Genomic DNA, 16,637 nt, shown 5'->3' with positions numbered 1-16,637 from the left:
GGTCCGTACGGGCGCAACCTTGCCGCCCCATGGACGTCTCCCACTGTGTAGGCCGCTCCCCCCGGCCGACGTGTGCGCAGTAGAGGAGCAAGACGGTCAGCATGGGACGCAAACAGTGGCGCAGGCTCGGCGTCGCCCTGGCGGTCGTCGGCGCCGTGCTGGCCGTGCAGGGATGTGGCTCGCAGGGCACCCGGGTGTCGACGACGGCGCCGGCCGCGGCGCTCCCGGCCGCCGCGGTGGAGCCCGGGGCCGCCCCGGCCGAGACCGACCCGAAGGCCGTCGCGAGCGCCAAGCCGGCCGCCCCGAAGGTCGACCCGGCGAAGGTCGCGGCCTCGCAGCCGCTCGCCGCGGGCACCCCGTGCACGATCACGGTCAAGTCGTGCGTCGACCTCGACTCGCAGCGCGCCTGGCTCCTCGACGGCAAGGGCAAGATCGTCCGCGGCCCCGTCGACGTCGCGACCGGCAGCAAGACCGAGCCCACCCCGCCCGGGTGGAACATGCCGGTCTACCTGAAGGACAAGGACCACGCCAGCAACGAGTCGTTCACCAACGGCGTGCCCGACCCGATGCCGTACTCGGTGTTCTTCGAGGCCGGCGGCATCGCCTTCCACGAGGGCGACCCGGAGAACCCGTCCGGCGGTTGCGTCCACCTCTCCCACGAGGACGCCGTCGCCTGGTTCACGGCCCTGAAGAACGGCGACCAGGTCCAGGTCGTCAACGCGTCGAAGGTGCTGCCCGCGCGCGGCATGAAGTACGACGGCCCGATCTACGGAGCCGGCGGCGTCCGCGAGTGGATGAAGAAGCACGGCGGCGACGACAGCAGCGCCACCGACACCAGCAACACCGACACCAGCACCGCCGACGCCAGCGCCAACGGCGGCGGGGACGACAGCAGCAGCAACTGACCCTCAGTCGCTGAGCAGCTCGATCAGCCCGTCCCCGCGCGCGGTGCGGTGGAGCAGGACGCGCTGGCCGACCCGTTCCCGCACGACGAGACCGGCCCGCTCGAGGTGGTCGCAGTGGTGGGTGAGGGTGGCGAGGCTGCATCCGCATGCGCGGGCGAGCACGCCGAGCGGCTGGCCGGCCGCGGCGCGCAGGACCGCGGCGCGAGTGGCGCCGAGCACGGTCTGCAGGGGGTCCGGCGGGTCGAGCGCGATGGGCGTCCCGGCCGCGAAGCCGGCCAGCCCCGGCAGCGGGTAGCCGACCCACACGACGTCGCTGCGGTCGACGCTGTAGATCGACGCGCTCGACCCGGACACGAGCGGCACCAGCACGAGCGGCCGGTCGCCGCGGGCGCACACCAGCGGGAACGGGTCCGGCACGTGCAGCCAGGTGCCGTTGCCGCGCAGCCGCGGGGCCGCGACCGCGAGCGCGGCGGCGATCTCGCGGCCGGCCAGCCGGATGCGCCGCTCCTCCCGTTCGAAGAGCGGCTCGGCCCGCCGCATGACGGGCGCCAGCACCCGCCATGCAGAGCCCAGCACGTCGGCGTACGAGGAGACGAACCCGTCGGGATCGCGCAGGACGGGCCACCACGGCTCGGGCGGTGCGCCGTCGAAGTCGGTCTCGACCTCCTCGACGAGGCGGGTGGGCGCGGTCTCGCGCATCTCCTCCAACTGGTCGGTGACCGACTCGGCGGTCATCGACGAGGTGAGCGTCAGGCAGTCGGGCATGAGCGCGATGCCGGGCCCCACCAGCGGATGCATCAGCCGGCTGCTCCCCGCGGGCACGGCGGACCGCACCGACCGCCGCCACGACGGGTTCACCCCTTGCGGCCGGCCGCCGAGCGCGTCCGCGACGATCGAGAGCAGGCTCGCCCCCAGGTGCGGCACGATCGTCGTCTCGCCTCCGCTGATCTCCCCCAGGTCCAGCTTCGTGTAGTCCCCCACGAAGAGATCCTAAGCGGACATTTGCGGCTCACCGCTCGATCCAGAGCCGGCGGGGGCCGGCGCCGGCGGCGCCGAGCCGGTCGTCCCGGTTGCGCAGCAGGCAGCGTTCCAGCGACAGGCAGCCGCAGCCGATGCAGTCGGCGAGCTTGTCCCGCAGCCGGACGAGCTGCGCGATCCGCAGGTCCAGGTCGTCCTGCCAGCGGGCCGAGAGCCGCTCCCAGTCCTCCTGGGTCGGCGCCCGGTCGGCCGGCAGCTCGGCCAGCGCAGCGCCGATCTCGCGCAGCGGGATGCCGACGCGCTGCGCGACCCGGATGAACGCGATCCGCCGCAGCGCGTGGCGCGGGTAGCGGCGCTGGTTGCCCGCGGTGCGGCGGCTGGCGAGCAGGCCGCGCTCCTCGTAGAAGTGCAGCGCCGTGACGGTGACGCCGGATCGGCGGGCGAGTTGACCGACGGTCAGCTCGACGTGCGGGTCCACCACCTGCGCGAGTGTACGGCTTGACCTCAGGTTAAGCCGAGGTTTGAGGATCGGCGGCATGACCAGTGACACCACCCTCGCCGGCCGCCGGGAGTGGCTCGGCCTCGCCGTGCTCGTCCTGCCGGCTCTGCTGGCGTCCCTCGAGCTGACCGTCACCCACCTCGCGCTACCCGCGATCGGCCGTGACCTGGACGCGTCCAGCACGCAGCTGCTGTGGATCGTCGACGGCTACGCGTTCACGCTGGCCGGCACGCTCGCCGTGCTCGGGACGCTCGGCGACCGCATCGGCCGGCGCCGGCTGCTGCTCACGGGAGCGCTCGCGTTCAGCGTCCTGTCCGCGGTGGCGGCGGTCGCGCCGAACCCGGAGGTGCTCGTCGCGGTCCGCGCCCTGCTCGGCGTGGCCGGTGCGACCCTCATGCCGTCCGTGCTGGCGCTCGCGGTCGCGATGTTCCCCGATGCGCGGCAGCGCACCCAGGCCGTCGGCATCGTCGTCGCCGCCGTCTCCGCCGGTACGGCGATCGGGCCGCTCGTCGGCGGCTGGCTGCTCGACCACTTCTGGTGGGGCTCTGCGTTCCTGCTGCCGATCCCGCTGATGCTCGCCCTGCTCGTCGTCGGCCCGATGACGCTGCCGGAGCACCGCGCCCCGGGCCGCCGCGGGCTGGACCTGCCGAGCGCGGCGGTGTCGATCCTCACCGTCCTGCCGGTGGTCTACGGGCTGAAGCAGGTGGCGGCGGACGGGCCGGACGTCGCGGCGGCCGCGGCCGTCTTGCTCGGGCTGGGCGCCGGGTGGGCCTTCGTGCGGCGCCAGCAGCGGCTCGCCGACCCGATGATCGACCTGCGGCTGTTCGCCTCGCCGGCACTCACCACGGCGACGCTGACCCTGGTGCTGGGCATCTTCGTGCTCTGGGGCACGAACTACGCGGTCGCCCAGTACCTGCAGCTCGTGGCCGGGCTGACGCCGCTGGCTGCCGGGTTGTGGACCGCGCCGTCGGCGTTCGGGGTGATCGCCGGCTCGCTGGGCGCGACCCGGCTCGCCCGCCGGGTGCCCGCGGGCCGGATCATCGGCGGCGGCCTGCTCGTCGCGACGGCGGGGTTCGGCGTCCTGGCCTCGATCGGTCCGGCCACCCCGCTCGGCGTGCTCGTCACCGGCACGGTCGTGGTGTCGGCGGGGTTGGGACCGATGATGGCGCTGGCCACCGACCTCGTCGTCGGCAGCGCGCCGCCCGACCGGGCCGGTGCCGCGTCGGCGATCGCCTCGACGGCACCGCAGCTGGGCGGCGGGCTCGGCATCGCGGTCCTCGGCAGCGTCATCACGCTCACCTACCGGTCGGGCGTGGACACCGCGGGCCCGGCGGGTGACACGCTCGCCCACGCCGTCGCCGCAGCGGCCGCCCTGCCGCCGGACGCCGGCGCCGCCCTGCTCACAGCGGCCCGCGCCGCGTTCACCGCGGGGTTCGGGGTGAGCGCGCTCGTCGCGGCCGCGGTCACCCTGGCCACCACCGCGGCCGTCCTGCGCGTGCTGCGACCTCGCACGCCGTAACACCGCCGTAACGGTGAGCGAGTGCCTGACCGGAGGTCGGCCATGCCACCGGAACGCAGGAAGGTCCGCGTCGCCGTCGTCGTCGTGCACGGGATGGGCGAGCAACGGCCCCGGGAGACCCTCGACCGCTTCACCGACACCGCGCTCGCCCGCGACCCGGTCGCCGGCGAGCGCGTCTACTACTCACGGCCGGCGCTGCTGACGGGCTCGTACGAGGCCCGCCGGCACCTCGCGGTCCGGCTCGGGACGGCGGACGCGCCGGCCAGGGTGCAGACGGAGGTCTTCGAGTACCACTGGTCGTACCTGATGACGGGCAACCGGCTCGGTGACCTCGTCCCGACGACGCTGCGGCTGCTCGTGCGCCGACCGGCCGCAGTGCCGGCCGGGCTGCAGGGCGTGTGGTGGATGGCGTGGGGGGTCGCCGCGCTGGCCGTGGTGCTGGCGGTGGTGCTCTGGGCGACGGGGCTCGTCGGGGCGCTGGCCGCCGTCCTCGCCGTCCCGGTGGTGGCCGTCGTGGCCGGTGCCGTCCTGCGGTTCGCGGCAGGACGCGTGACCACGTCGTTCGTCGACGTGGTGCGCTACCTCGACACCTCGCCGCGCTCCTACGCGGCCCGCCGGGACATCCGCGCCGGGATGGTCGACCTGCTGCGCGCCCTGCACGCCGACGGCGGCTACTCGCGCATCGTCGTCGTCGCGCACAGCCTGGGCGCGTTCATCGCCTACGACGGGCTCACGTCGTTCTGGACGGAGGTGGCCGCGCGGACGGCCGGGCCCCGGCAGCGCGCCACCCCGCTCGTCGGGCTGCGTTCACTGGAGCGCGCGGCTGCGCGCCGGACCGCCGGGACGGCGTCGGTCGCCGAGTTCCAGCGCGCCCAGTTCGCGCTGTGGCAGGGGCTGCGCCGGCAGGGCTGCCCGTGGCTCGTCACCGACCTGCTGACGATCGGCACCCCGATGGCGTTCGCCGACCTGCTGCTGACCCGTGACCGGGCCGCGTTCGACCGGCTGGTCGGCCGGGCCGAGCTCCCCACCTGCCCGCCACGCAGCCGCACCGCGACGGTGGACGGGCCGCCGCCGGCGGGCGCGCCGCGCTACGGCTGGTTCCGCGACGGCCGGCAGGTGCTCGACTCGGCGGCGCCGTTCGCGGCGACCCGCTGGACGAACCTCTGGTTCCCGGTCGACGGGCTGCGCGGCGACTGGTTCGGCGGCCCGCTGCAGCAGCTGTACGGCCCCGGCGTCCGGGACGTGGCCGTCACGGGCAACCTGCCCGGCCGGCGCGCGTGGGGCGTCGCGCACGGCCGCTACTTCGACTACCCGGAGGCCACCGGACCCGACGACGTCGCCACCCACGTGCGAGCCGTGCTGGACCTCGGGCCGCGGACGCACGACGTGCTGCGCGCCCTGCTCGCGGTGCCTCCGACCAGCACGGATCAGCCGGCTCCGCTCTCGGCGGCGCTCTGACGAGGAGGTCGCCATGGACGGCGCAGCCCAGGCGCGGGCCGAGGTGGCCGCGGGGATCCTGCACGCCGACCCGGCGACCCTCGACGACGCCGGGCTCGTCAGGGAACTGCGACGAGCCCTGAACGCGTCGACGGTGTGGCGGCCCGCGCACCTGCCGCCCGAGCTGCGGGGCGGCGCCGCGCACGGGGACGAGCTGGCGCGCTGGGTGGCGCCGGGCTACGTCGGGCCTGAGGCGGCCGCGCGGCTGGCCGAAGCGTGGGCGGCCGCCGTTCCCCTGCACGACGGCTACCTGCGCCTCCGGGTCGACGGGCCAGCCGACGTCCGGCACCTGCGCAGCCTCGGCGGACTCGACGGGCTGACCATCGTGCCGTCGCTCGACCCGCGCAGCACCGGCCCGGTCCGGTGGCGCTGGCCGTTTCGCCTGGGTGTGGTCTCCGGGCCGTTCGTGGAGCCGTGGCTGGCCGTCGCGCAGCGCAGCGAGCACCACGGCCACGCCTTCGACGCCGACCGACTCCTGCCCGGGCAGGCGTACGACATCGCCCTCGTCGACGCGTTCGGGCTGGGCGTGCTCCCGCCCGGCACCCTCGACCAGCTGCGCGCCACCACGTGCGTCATCGCAGCCGGTTTCCGGCCGGCCGACCAGGTGCTCGACGAGCTGCAGGGCATCGTCGGCCCCACGATCGCCATCGCGGTCGACGCGCCGCCGGAGCGCTGGTGGCGGACGTTCTTCCACGAGCTGGCGCACGACGAGCCCGTCGACGTCGCGGTCGAGCGCGTCGTCCGCGACCACGGCGTCGACGCGCTGACAGCCGGTCCGCTGCGCGGCATGGACGTCACCGCGGCCGCCCACTGGTTCGCCGCCGTCGCCCCCGACTTCCCGCAGCTCACCCCGCTGCTGGAGCAGTACGCGGGCTGGGACTGGCGCTACGAGAGCGGCGGCACGCGGCGCGCGTCCCGCGAGGTCCTGCTGCTGCGGGCCGAGGGCGAGGACCCCACGGTCATCGTGTTGCCGGGTCCCACCGCAGCGGTCGAGGAGCCCGAGGAAGAGGCCGTGTCGCGCCGGCTGGTGGCACGCGTCTTCGCCGACGACGGCGTGCTCACCTCGGTCCTGCCGCCGGCCCGGGAGGTGCAGCTCGCCGTGCGCGTCGCGATCCCCGAACGCGAGGACGTCGCCGCCGACGGGCCGGCACTGGCCGTGCCGCCGGCCCCCGGTCCCACGGCCGAGCTGGAGGTGACGGTCAGCGGCGACGTCTGGGACCGCCCACCGCCGGCGCAGACGATCTCCCTGTCCCGCGTGCGGGCGGCGCAGCCGAGCACCTGGGCCGTCTTCCCGTTCACGACCCCGGCCGCCGGGCAGGTCGTCGAGCTCGACATCACCGTGTCCTACCGGGGCAAACCGCTGCAGGCCGCGCGGTTCGTGGCCACCGTCCGCGAGCGCGCGCTCCCCGACGAACGGCCCACCCTCACCACCTACGTGCTGTCCGGGCCGGACGAGCCGACGCCGAACCTCCGCCCCGTCGACGTCACCCTCGACGGCCGCGGCACCGAGCTGCGCCGGCACGGCGTCGACGCCGTGGTGCCGCTCGACCAGGTGCACGCCATGCTCGACACCATCGACGACCGCGTCTCGCGGGTGCTCGGGGTCACGGGCGCCCCGGACGTGTTCGTCGACCCGGCCGGTCGCCGCGACGCCGGCGTGCGCGAGTTGGTCATCGCACTGGCCGCCATGGGGGCGGCGCTCGTCGACCACCTCGCCCCGCTACGCATCGGCGACGCCGGCAGCATCAACCTGCTCGTCAACGACGTCAGCCCGGTGCTGCCCCTCGAGCTGGCCTACGCCGGGCCCGTGCCGGACCGGGACGCCCGCTTCTGCGTGCACGTCACGGACGGGCCGCCGGCACGCGGCACGGCCTGCACGAAGGCGTCCCGGAAGCGGGTGTGCCCGTACGCGTTCTGGGGGTTGCACCGCTCGATCGCCCGGACGATCGCGTGGCGGGAGGGCCGCGCCAAGGACACCCAGCCGTGGATCACGTCGCTCCCCGCCGCGCGGGTGCTGTTCGCCGCGACGGAGCTCGCCGACGAGGGCGCCGCGGACCCGCTGCCCAGCGACTCCGTGCCGGCCACGGCGAGGCAGCTCTTCTGGCCGGTCACCCGCGTGACGAGCTGGACGGCGTGGCGGCGCGTGGTGCGATCGGACCGGCCGAACGTGCTCGTCGTGCTCGGCCACACGCTGACCGAGAACGGCGACACCCACCTGTACATCGGGCGGCAGTCCACGCTCTCCCGGTTCCGCATCTCCGCGTCGGAGCTCCGCGCCGCCGGGGCACCGCGACCGCTCGTCCTGCTCGTCGCGTGCGCGACCGCGACGGTGGGCGACGCGTTCGGCACCCTGCCCGGCACACTCACCGCCCGCGGGGCGGGAGCCGTCGTCGCGACGCTGTCGAAGATCGTCGGCCCGCAGGGCGCCGCCGCGGCCAACCACCTCCTGCAGGCGATGCACGGCCTCGCCGGCAGTGACGCGACCGTCGGCGACGTCGTGGCCGCGGCCCGCCGCTCACTGCTCGCCGCGGGCAGCCCGATCGGCCTCGTGCTCGTCGCCCACGGCGAGCTGGACACCACCGTGGTCACCTGATGCTGGCCGTCGAGATGCTGCCGGCGGGGCACGGCGACGCGCTCGTCGTCGAGTACGGGACCGCGGCCGACCCGCACCGGATCCTCGTCGACGCCGGCACGTTCCACGCCTGGGACGGGGTGCGCGCCGAGCTGCTGCGGCGGCGCAACGATCGCTACGAGGTCTTCGTGATCACGCACGTCGACGAGGACCACATCGGCGGCGCGCTCGCCCTCCTCGACGACCCGGATCTGCGCCACCGCGTCGACCACGTGTGGTTCAACGGCTACGTGCACTGCGCGTCGGGCGGCAACGTGCTCGGCCCGGTCAACGGCGAGCAGCTCACCCGGCGCATCGTCACCGGCGGCTTCCACTGGAACGAGGGCTTCACGCCGCGCGCGTCCGCCGGGGTGGGCGGGCCGGTCGGGGTGCCGCGGAACGGCCCGCTGCCCGCCGTGAACCTGCCCGGCGGCGCCTGCGCCGTCCTGCTCTCCCCCACCGGCGCGCAGCTGAAGCGGCTCGCCCCCGTGTGGCAACGGGTCGTCGTCGCGGCCCACCTCGTCGCCGGTGCCGGCGCGCCCGGGCACACCGGCAGCCCGCGACCGCACGTCAAGCACGTCCCGCCGCTGCCGAACCCGCTCGACCACGCCGCGATCACCTGCCTCGCCGCGAAGAACGCCGCCGACAGCTCGGAGGCGAACGGCTCGTCCATCGCGTTCGTCGTCGAGCACGGCGGCAAGCGGGTGCTCATGGGCGCCGACGCGCACGCACCCGTCCTGGCTGGGGGGCTGCAGCGCTACGCGGCGCGCGTCGGCGAGCCGCGACCCCGCTTCGACCTGGTCAAACTCGCCCACCACGGCAGCAACGCCAACATCTCCACGGCACTGCTGGACCTGATCGACTGCCGCCGCTTCCTCGTCTCCACCAACGGCGACAACTTCGCCCACCCCGACGACGCCGCCCTCGCGAAGATCATCGAGGCGTACGGCGGCGGCGTCACGTTCTACTGCAACTACCGCACCGGGCGGACCGAACCGTGGGCGCTCCACGGACCCGGCGTCGGCGCCACCGTCACCTTCCCGCGGCCGGGGAAGCAGGCCCTCCGGGTGGTGGCGTGACGGTCCCGGCCTCCGCCCACGTCGAGGCGAGGACACCCAGCACGATGCCGTCGATGCCGGTGCAGGTGGTCGGCTGCCGGTGGCGGTAGTCGCGGCGGGTCACCGAGAACTCGACCGGGGCGAGGCAGGCGTCGCACCGTCGGCGAACCAGTACAGCGCGCAGGGCCAGGCCTTCTCGGGCAGGCCGGTGCCCGCCTTCGTGCAGGCACGGCACCGGCCCTGATCGTCGGGGCGGTGCAGCTGCAGCAGGGTCTCCACCACTCCCGGCAGGCCGGCCAGGAGCTGCGAGAACTCATTCATCGACGTCCCCCACGCGGTCGGAGCAGCGCTCCGGCGTCTCCGTGAGGAAGCGGGTCACAGCGCCGACAGCGCGGCCGCCGCGCTCGGCTGGTCCCAGGCCAAGGTCAGCCGCATCGAGACGGCCGCCACGTCCGTCACCCCGGACGACGTCCGCACCTTGCTGGAGCTGTACGGCGCCGCGTCCGACGAGGTCGCGGGTCTGGTCAAGCTGGCCATGGAGGATCAGCAGCCGGCGTGGTGGCGGCAGTACTCCGATGTGTTGCCCCAGAACTTCGCGCGGTTCCTCAGCCTGGAGTCCGATGCGTCGCGGATCTTGACCTACGAGAGCGAGGTCGTGCCGGGCCTGTTGCAGACCGATGCCTACGCGCGCGAGGTTCTGGGCCAGCACCCCGTGACCGTGATGCCCTACGAGATCCAGCAGGCCGCGCGGTTGCGGGTGGCTCGGCAGGCTCGCCTGTCCGGGGAAAGGCCGCCGCTGGAGTTCGATGCGGTGATCAACGAAGCCGTCGTTCGGCGGAGGATCGGTGACGACGGCGTCATGCGGGAGCAGCTCGAACGCCTTCTCGCCATGGCTCGTCTACCGAACGTCACGATCCGCCTGCTGCCGTTCTCGGCAGGCGCCCACCCGGCCACCAACGGCTCGTTCACCCTGCTCGAATTCGCAGACGAGGACGATCCCCGCGTCGTCTACCTGGACTCGCTCGTGACCTCGCTCTATCGCGAGGGACTGCGCGAAGTGAGCATGTACCAGGTCACCCATGAGCGACTTCGGGAGAAGGCCATGTCTCCCGAGGACACAGCGGCGTTCCTCCGCACGTTGCTGTAGCGGGACTGGCCGGACAGTCCAGCGCGGGCTCTTCGGGCGGACAGTCGGTCGAGACCCTCGCCGCGTCCGGCGCGACGGCCCGCCGCCGAGCAGCGGGTCGGGCAGCAGGTCGGGTAGCGGTGATCAAGGGCAAAACGTCGCTGGTCAAGATCAAACAGCGACATTCTGCCCTTGATCGCCGCCCGGACCCCGCCACACCCCGGGGCGACGGAATCTCTGCGGCCGCGGCCGGCCGGGGGTTGAGGTGATCATGGGCAAAACGTCGTCGACCAAGATCGAACAGCGACGGTTTGCCCATGATCACCACTCGAACCCCCACCGCTTCCCGCACGGCAGCCCCACCACCGGGCAGCCGGCCGCACAGCCGTGATCAAGGGCAAAAGGTCGCTGGCCAAGATCAAACAGCGACATTCTGCCCTTGATCACCTGCCAAACCCCCCGCCGAGGCGCGCGGGTGCGGGGCGCGTCCTGGCCGGCGAGTTCGACGACCTAACGTGGATCGCCTCAGACCGCGGCGACGGCGTCGATCTCGACGAGCAGACCGGGGCCCAGCGCGGAGACGACGTGGACGGTGATCGCCGGCGGCGGGTCGGCGCGGTTCCACACCTCCTGGAACGCGGCCACTCCCTCGTCGAACGAGGTGCCTTCGACGGTGGCGATCCGCCAGTGCACGACGTCGGCGAGGGTCGCGCCTTCGCCGGCCAGGATGGTGGCGATGTTGGCGAACGCCTGCCGGGACTGTTCGCCGACGGTGGGGCCGACGACCTTCCCGTCGGCGTCGACGCCGTTCTGGCCGCCGATGTAGATCGTCTTCGCCGGCTGCTCGACCACGACGGCCTGGCTGAACGCGGGGCTGCGGTGCAGCCCTTCCGGGTTGATGTGGCGCACGGGCATGAGGCGGCCTCCGCGGAACCGGTATGAGGAGTGTTGCGACACCAGTTATAGTGGTGTCATGCGAAGCGGCGCAACCGGGCGGATGCTCGTCGACCCCAGGGGCGGGTCGTTCTGGTTCGACGCGGGCGCCGTATGCCTGGACTTCGCGCACACGGGCGGCGAAGACCGCTATGCCGTGTTCGAGAGCCTCCACGAACCCGCCGACCTGGCCGAGTGGCTGGCCCACCCCTCGCTGGGCGCGGCGCCGACGGTGCCCGTGTCGGCCGGCGACTTGGCGGCGGCGAAGACCCTGCGCCAGGCGATCTGGGAGGTGGCGCACGCCAGGGCCGCGGGCCGCCCCCTCCCCCTCGACGGGATCGCGGCCATCAACCGGGCCGCAGCGAAGCCGCCGCTGCTGCCGGGGCTCGCGGACGACGGCGCCACCGCCGTCTGGGTGCCGCCGGTGCGCGCCACGCAGGCGTTGTCGAGCATGGCGCGGGAGATGATCGAGCTGCTGTCCGGGCCATGGGCCGGGCGCATCCGCGAGTGCGCGAGCGACACCTGCCCGATGGTGTTCGTCGACTCGTCCCGCCCCGGGGCCCGGCGCTGGTGCGCGATGGAGCGCTGCGGGAACCGGCACAAGCTGCGCGCCCGACGGGCCAGACGGGCGCCGGAGTCATGACGTCGCCACCGGAGCTCGCATGGGGACAGGTCGCTGCCTGGCGGTTGCGACGGCAGCATCTCGACCCGCGGACCACGCGCACGGCGGCCCAGGTCGCGAGCCGGCTCTGCGGCGTGCAGGCTCAGGTCCGCAGTGCCGCGGACCTGGCCGTCGCCCTCCGGCGGTCGCCTGCCGCTCCGGGCGCGGTCGACGACGGCCTCGCCGACCTCTCGCTGATGAAGACCTGGGCGATGCGCGGCACACTGCACCTGCTGCCCCCGCACGAGGCAGGCGCCTACCTGGCCCTCATGCAGACCACGGGCTTCTGGCTGCGCCCGTCGTGGCAGCGGGTCTCCGGGGTCACCCCACGACAGATCGACGAGCTGACCGAAGCGGTTGCGTCGATCCTCGACGGCGTCGTCCGCACACGGGACCAGCTCGTCACGGAGCTCGTCGCCGACGGACGGTTCGCCGCCATCGAAGGACCGTTGCGATCGGGATGGGGCCAGGTGCTCAAGCCCCTGGCCTGGCGGGGCGTCCTGTGCCACGGGCCGGACCAGGACAACGCGATCACGTTCACCCGGCCGGCGAGCCGGTTCCCCACCTGGGAGCCGATCCCGACGGCCGACGCCGCGGCACCCGTGGTCATCGCGGCGTACCTCGGGGCATATGGACCGGCGACCCCCGAGGCCTTCGACCGGTGGCTGTCGCTCAACGCCACGAGCCGGCTCAGGCTGCGTCGATGGTTCGCCGACATGGGCGACCAGCTGAGCGAGGTCGACGTCGACGGGCGCCGAGCATGGATGCTCGCCGAGCACGTCGAGGAGCTGATCGCAACGCCTCCAGCCAGCGGGGTCCGGCTGCTCGGCGGCTTCGACCAGTACGTGCTCGGCCCCGGCACCAACGACGACGCGCTGCTCCCGGCACCCCATCGCGCTGCGGTGAGCCGTGCGTCCGGCTGGATCTCACCCGTCGTCGTGGTGGACGGCCGGATCGCCGGCGTGTGGGAGATCAGCGACGACGAGCTGGTGGTGTCGCACTTCCCGGGCAGCACCCGCCCGCCGGCGGACGCGCTCGATGCGGAGGCGATGCACGTCGCGGAGGCGAGAGGGCTGAGCCGGCTCCGGGTTCGCCAGGCGTCCTACCCCGTGGACGCGGCTGCCGGCTGAGCCTGGTTCGTGGTGTGATCGAGGCACCACCACCGAGGGGACACATCGCGTGTTGCGCAGCCAGAGCTGGTTCTCGAACCCCGAGAACCCCGGGATGACCGCGCTCTACATCGAGCGCTACATGAACTGGGGGCTGACCAGGGAGGAGCTGCAGTCGGGGCGGCCGATCATCGGCATCGCCCAGACCGGCTCCGACCTGTCGCCGTGCAACCGGCACCACCTCCAGCTGGCCGAACGGGTCCGCGAGGGCATCCGCGAGAACGGTGGGCTGGCGCTGGAGTTCCCGGTGCACCCGATCCAGGAGACGGGCAAGCGGCCGACCGCCGCACTCGACCGCAACCTCGCCTACCTGGGCCTGGTCGAGGTGCTGCACGGCTACCCGCTCGACGGGGTCGTGCTCACCACGGGCTGCGACAAGACCACGCCCGCCTGCCTCATGGCGGCCGCGACGGTGAACATCCCGGCGATCGTGCTGTCCGGCGGCCCGATGCTGAACGGCTGGTACAACGGCGAGCGCACCGGGTCGGGCACCATCGTGTGGCAGGCCAGGGAGCTGCTCGCGGCCGGCGAGATCGACGAGGCCGAGTTCGTCGAGCTGGTGGCATCGGCGGCGCCGTCGCCGGGCCACTGCAACGTGATGGGCACCGCGTCGACGATGAACGCGCTGGCCGAGGCGCTCGGCATGAGCCTGCCCGGCTGCGCCGCGATCCCCGCACCGCACCGCGACCGCGCCCGCATGGCCTACCTGACCGGCCGGCGGATCGTCGAGATGGTGCACGAGGACCTGAAGCCGTCCGACATCCTCACGCGCGAGGCGTTCGAGAACGCGATCGTCGTCAACTCGGCGATCGGCGGCTCCACCAACGCGCCCGTGCACATCACGGCCATCGCCCGGCACATGGGCGTCGACCTGCCGCTGATGGACTGGCAGCGCCTCGGCCTGCACGTGCCGCTGGTGCTCGACATGCAGCCGGCCGGGAAGTACCTGGGCGAGGAGTTCCACCGCGCAGGCGGGGTGCCCGCCATCGTCCACGAGCTGATGCAGCACGGCCTGATCCACGAGGACGCCCGCACCGTCAACGGCGCCACGATCGGCGAGAACTGCCGCGCCCACCCTTCCACGGACCCGGACGTGATCCGCCCCTTCGCGGACGCGCTGCAGCAGGAGGCCGGTTTCGTCGTGCTCTCCGGCAACCTGTTCGACAACGCGATCATGAAGACCAGCGTGATCTCGGCGGAGTTCCGGGAGCGCTACCTGTCCGATCCCGCCGACCCGAACGCGTTCGAGGGCCGCGCCATCGTCTTCGACGGCCCGGAGGACTACCACAAGCGCATCGACGACCCCGACCTGAACATCGACGAGGACTGCCTGCTGTTCATCCGCGGCGCCGGCCCGCTCGGCTACCCGGGCAGCGCCGAGGTCGTGAACATGCAACCGCCCGCCGCCCTGATCAAGAAGGGCGTGCACACGCTGCCGTGCATCGGTGACGGGCGGCAGTCCGGCACGTCCGGGTCACCGTCGATCCTCAACGCCTCCCCGGAGGCGGCCGCAGGCGGCGGGCTGGCGCTGCTGCGCACCGGCGACCGGGTGCGCATCGACCTCACCAACGCCACCGCCGACATGCTGGTGCCCGACGACGAGCTGGAACGTCGCCGCGCGGAGCTGGAGGCGGCCGGCGGCTACCCGTCGCCGCCGTCGCAGACACCGTGGCAGGAGATCCAGCGCGGCATGGTCGACCAGCTCGGCGACGGGATGGTGCTGCGTCCCGCCGTCGCCTACCAGCGGGTCGCCCAGCAGATGGGGATCCCGCGCGACAGCCACTGACGACCCGCGGGTTCGACCGTTGCGGTGAGACCCGCCCGGCCGGCGATCGCTCTCCGTCAACCGGGCCACTGCGCGGTTCACCCGAGGGAGTGCTCCTCCGATCGGACGCTAACGAGGGTCCAGATGGCCCCGATCGATGCGGTATGGAGGCGTCACACGAGCGGTACCACCTCGGTATCGACCTGGGCTCGACGTGCACGACCGCCGCGGTCTGCCGCGGCGGCCGACCCGAGCCGGTCACGCTGGGCGCGTCGGGCATCAGCATCCCCACCGTGGCCCTCCGCACCGCCGACGGTGAGCTGCTCGTCGGCGAAGCGGCGCAGCGCCGCGCGGCGACAGAGCCGCACCGGGTTGCCCGCGGCTTCACCCAGCGCATCGGGGACGACATCCCGCTCGTCCTCGGCGACGAGGTGGTGCCCGCCGCCGACATCGCGGCGCGCTTCGTCGGCTCCGTCGTCGAGCTCGTCACCGCCCGGGAGGGAGCCGCGCCGGCGAGCATCGCGCTGACCCACCCCGTCGGATGGGGTGCGCACCGCCGGGCCACGCTGCTCAGCGCGCTGGCGACGCGCGGCATCGTCGACCTGCACCTGGTGGCCGAGCCGGTCGCCGCCGCGCTGGGCCACGGAGCCTCGACGGGCACGGTCGCCGTCTACGACCTGGGCGGCGACTCGTGCACCGCCTCCGTCCTCAGCTGCACGGACGGCACCCCGGCGCTGGTGGGCGAGCCCGTCCGGCTCCCCGGCATCGGCGGCCGCGGATTCGACGAGCACGTGCTCGACCACGTTCGGGACGCACTCGGCACCGCCTGGGACGCCCTAGACGCCGCCGATCCCTCCGTGCTGGCCGCGGTGGCGGCGCTGCGGCGCGACTGCGCCGAGGCCAAGCAGGCGCTCTCCGCCGACGTCGACGCCACCGTCACGGTGATGCTGCCCGAGCTGCACACCCGCGTGCGGATCGGGCGGGCCGACTTCGAGGACCGCATCCGCCCCGACGTCGCCGCGACCGTCGCGGCGCTGCAGCAGGCGCTCTCGACCAGCCCGGACACGGTGCTGCTGGTCGGCGGGTCGGCGCGGATCCCGCTCGTCCCGCAGATGGTGTCGGCCGGGCTCGGCCGGCCGGTCACCGTCGACGCGGACCCGTGCACCACCGCCGCCCGCGGCGCCGCGATCTCCGCGCACCGGCGGGCCACCGTCGTCGCGGCGCCGGCGGCGCTGCAACCCCCGGACCGGCCCGCCGTCCCGACCCTCCGCAGCGCTGCCCCGGTCTGGCCACCGGCCCGTCGCCGGTCCGCCCGCTTCCGCGGCGTGCTCGTCGCGGCTGTGGCGACCACCGGCATCGCGCTCGCCGCCGCGGCGACCGCGTACACGCTGGACCCGACGCTCCTGTCGGGCGAGGTGCCGGCGGCGCTGGTCGAGCCGGCACCGGCTGCGCCGGCCGTGGTCCCGGAGGTCGCGCCGCCTGCCGACCCGCCCGCGGCCGCGCCCGAACCCGTGCACGCCGCGGCCCCGGTCCGCCGCGCCGTGGTCGCCCCGCGCGTGGGCGGCGCGCCGAAGCCGGCGGCCCGCACCGTCGCGCCGACCACTGCCGCCGCGCCGACCAGCGCGCCCCCGAGCGTCGCGTCTCCCGCGCCGACCGTCGCGCCACCCGCCGACCCGCCGAACGCCGGTGGCTCCGGGAACGAACCCCCGCCCCCGGCCGGCGGTGGAGGCCCGACCGTCGCCCCGCCCCCGCCCGCCGACCCCGGACCGAGCAGCGGTCCGTCGGCCCCGGCGCAGCCGGCGGGTCTGCCCGTCGATCATGGGCAGAACGCGGTCAGTTGATCTCCGAGAGCCACGTTCTGCCCATGATCACCGCCGCCGCCCCGCACGCCGCCGCTGTGGTCACCCTGGTCTGCG

At 74.2% G+C, this 16,637-nt stretch carries 14 protein-coding genes and 1 pseudogene; 11 read left to right on the top strand and 4 right to left on the bottom strand.

Annotation, left to right across the window (positions count from 1 at the left end; genetic code table 11):
* The first annotated feature begins 101 nt into the window (after positions 1-101).
* Positions 102-905 carry a L,D-transpeptidase gene (locus tag ACQEVB_RS35245; protein WP_432982207.1) on the top strand — a complete coding sequence of 268 codons (804 nt, stop codon included), beginning with the start codon at positions 102-104 and terminating at the stop codon, positions 903-905.
* A gap of 3 nt (positions 906-908) precedes the next feature.
* Here ACQEVB_RS35245 and ACQEVB_RS35240 read toward each other — a convergent pair whose 3' ends face one another.
* Together ACQEVB_RS35240 and soxR are read right to left on the bottom strand one after the other, a co-directional pair.
* Positions 909-1,886, bottom strand: a complete 978-nt coding sequence (locus tag ACQEVB_RS35240) for an ArsR/SmtB family transcription factor (RefSeq protein ID WP_432982204.1) — start codon at positions 1,884-1,886, stop codon at positions 909-911.
* A gap of 28 nt (positions 1,887-1,914) precedes the next feature.
* Entirely contained in the window at positions 1,915-2,364 is a 450-nt protein-coding gene (gene soxR, locus ACQEVB_RS35235) for a redox-sensitive transcriptional activator SoxR (RefSeq protein WP_432982201.1), read from the bottom strand.
* Between the two features lie 55 nt (positions 2,365-2,419).
* On the opposite strand from soxR, the gene ACQEVB_RS35230 reads away from it, so the two are divergent.
* Genes ACQEVB_RS35230 through ACQEVB_RS35215 form a run of 4 tightly spaced genes read left to right on the top strand, consistent with a single transcriptional unit; the run spans position 2,420 to position 9,088 of the window.
* Positions 2,420-3,901, top strand: coding sequence for an MFS transporter (locus ACQEVB_RS35230; RefSeq protein WP_432982198.1), 1,482 nt, complete (start codon positions 2,420-2,422; stop codon positions 3,899-3,901).
* Positions 3,902-3,922: 21 nt separating this feature from the next.
* Positions 3,923-5,359: a hypothetical protein gene (locus ACQEVB_RS35225; RefSeq protein WP_432982196.1), complete on the top strand. Its 1,437-nt coding sequence runs from the start codon at positions 3,923-3,925 to the stop codon at positions 5,357-5,359.
* Between the two features lie 13 nt (positions 5,360-5,372).
* Entirely contained in the window at positions 5,373-7,991 is a 2,619-nt protein-coding gene (locus ACQEVB_RS35220) for a hypothetical protein (protein ID WP_432982193.1), read from the top strand.
* On the top strand, positions 7,991-9,088 hold the full coding sequence (locus ACQEVB_RS35215; protein WP_432982190.1) for a ComEC/Rec2 family competence protein: 1,098 nt from the start codon (positions 7,991-7,993) through the stop codon (positions 9,086-9,088). Before ACQEVB_RS35220 ends, ACQEVB_RS35215 begins: the two co-directional genes overlap by 1 nt.
* A 99-nt stretch (positions 9,089-9,187) precedes the next feature.
* Here ACQEVB_RS35215 and ACQEVB_RS35210 read toward each other — a convergent pair whose 3' ends face one another.
* Positions 9,188-9,388 carry a hypothetical protein gene (locus ACQEVB_RS35210; protein WP_432982187.1) on the bottom strand — a complete coding sequence of 67 codons (201 nt, stop codon included), beginning with the start codon at positions 9,386-9,388 and terminating at the stop codon, positions 9,188-9,190.
* Here ACQEVB_RS35210 and ACQEVB_RS35205 point away from each other — a divergent pair.
* Both ACQEVB_RS35205 and ACQEVB_RS35200 read left to right on the top strand, forming a co-directional pair.
* Positions 9,387-9,524: pseudogene (locus ACQEVB_RS35205) on the top strand (helix-turn-helix domain-containing protein); the annotation flags it as partial. The gene ACQEVB_RS35210 and the pseudogene ACQEVB_RS35205 sit on opposite strands and share 2 nt — an antisense overlap.
* Positions 9,525-9,545: 21 nt before the next feature.
* A complete protein-coding gene (locus ACQEVB_RS35200) occupies positions 9,546-10,214 on the top strand; it encodes a DUF5753 domain-containing protein (protein WP_432982184.1) in 669 nt (222 codons plus the stop codon).
* A 504-nt stretch (positions 10,215-10,718) separates the two neighbouring features.
* On the opposite strand, the gene ACQEVB_RS35195 is transcribed toward ACQEVB_RS35200, so the two are convergent.
* A complete protein-coding gene (locus ACQEVB_RS35195) occupies positions 10,719-11,108 on the bottom strand; it encodes a RidA family protein (protein ID WP_432982181.1) in 390 nt (129 codons plus the stop codon).
* 58 nt (positions 11,109-11,166) lie between these two features.
* Between ACQEVB_RS35195 and ACQEVB_RS35190 the strand changes: the two genes are divergently transcribed.
* From ACQEVB_RS35190 to ACQEVB_RS35175, 4 genes are all read left to right on the top strand, one after another.
* On the top strand, positions 11,167-11,769 hold the full coding sequence (locus tag ACQEVB_RS35190) for a CGNR zinc finger domain-containing protein (protein ID WP_432982178.1): 603 nt from the start codon (positions 11,167-11,169) through the stop codon (positions 11,767-11,769).
* Positions 11,766-12,917 carry a winged helix DNA-binding domain-containing protein gene (locus ACQEVB_RS35185; RefSeq protein WP_432982175.1) on the top strand — a complete coding sequence of 384 codons (1,152 nt, stop codon included), beginning with the start codon at positions 11,766-11,768 and terminating at the stop codon, positions 12,915-12,917. Before ACQEVB_RS35190 ends, ACQEVB_RS35185 begins: the two co-directional genes overlap by 4 nt.
* Positions 12,907-14,742: an IlvD/Edd family dehydratase gene (locus tag ACQEVB_RS35180; RefSeq protein WP_432985454.1), complete on the top strand. Its 1,836-nt coding sequence runs from the start codon at positions 12,907-12,909 to the stop codon at positions 14,740-14,742. The genes ACQEVB_RS35185 and ACQEVB_RS35180 overlap by 11 nt, the downstream gene beginning before the upstream one ends.
* Before the next feature lie 143 nt (positions 14,743-14,885).
* Positions 14,886-16,562 (top strand): Hsp70 family protein, encoded by a 1,677-nt coding sequence (locus ACQEVB_RS35175; protein WP_432982172.1) that lies wholly within the window; start codon positions 14,886-14,888, stop codon positions 16,560-16,562.
* The last annotated feature ends 75 nt before the right edge of the window (positions 16,563-16,637 follow it).

The organism is Pseudonocardia sp. CA-107938 (assembly GCF_050936315.1).
GTDB lineage: Bacteria > Actinomycetota > Actinomycetes > Mycobacteriales > Pseudonocardiaceae > Pseudonocardia.
This window is presented reverse-complemented; position numbering and strand designations above follow the sequence as displayed.

Excerpts from the sequence above, each read along its gene's own strand:
- ACQEVB_RS35245 (WP_432982207.1), top strand. The coding sequence starts at position 102 with ATGGGACGCAAACAGTGGCGCAGGCTCGGCGTCGCCCTGGCGGTCGTC.
- ACQEVB_RS35230 (WP_432982198.1), top strand. The coding sequence starts at position 2,420 with ATGACCAGTGACACCACCCTCGCCGGCCGCCGGGAGTGGCTCGGCCTC.
- ACQEVB_RS35220 (WP_432982193.1), top strand. The coding sequence starts at position 5,373 with ATGGACGGCGCAGCCCAGGCGCGGGCCGAGGTGGCCGCGGGGATCCTG.
- ACQEVB_RS35215 (WP_432982190.1), top strand. The coding sequence starts at position 7,991 with ATGCTGGCCGTCGAGATGCTGCCGGCGGGGCACGGCGACGCGCTCGTC.
- ACQEVB_RS35210 (WP_432982187.1), bottom strand. The coding sequence starts at position 9,388 with ATGAATGAGTTCTCGCAGCTCCTGGCCGGCCTGCCGGGAGTGGTGGAG.
- ACQEVB_RS35195 (WP_432982181.1), bottom strand. The coding sequence starts at position 11,108 with ATGCCCGTGCGCCACATCAACCCGGAAGGGCTGCACCGCAGCCCCGCG.
- ACQEVB_RS35190 (WP_432982178.1), top strand. The coding sequence starts at position 11,167 with ATGCGAAGCGGCGCAACCGGGCGGATGCTCGTCGACCCCAGGGGCGGG.
- ACQEVB_RS35185 (WP_432982175.1), top strand. The coding sequence starts at position 11,766 with ATGACGTCGCCACCGGAGCTCGCATGGGGACAGGTCGCTGCCTGGCGG.
- ACQEVB_RS35175 (WP_432982172.1), top strand. The coding sequence starts at position 14,886 with ATGGAGGCGTCACACGAGCGGTACCACCTCGGTATCGACCTGGGCTCG.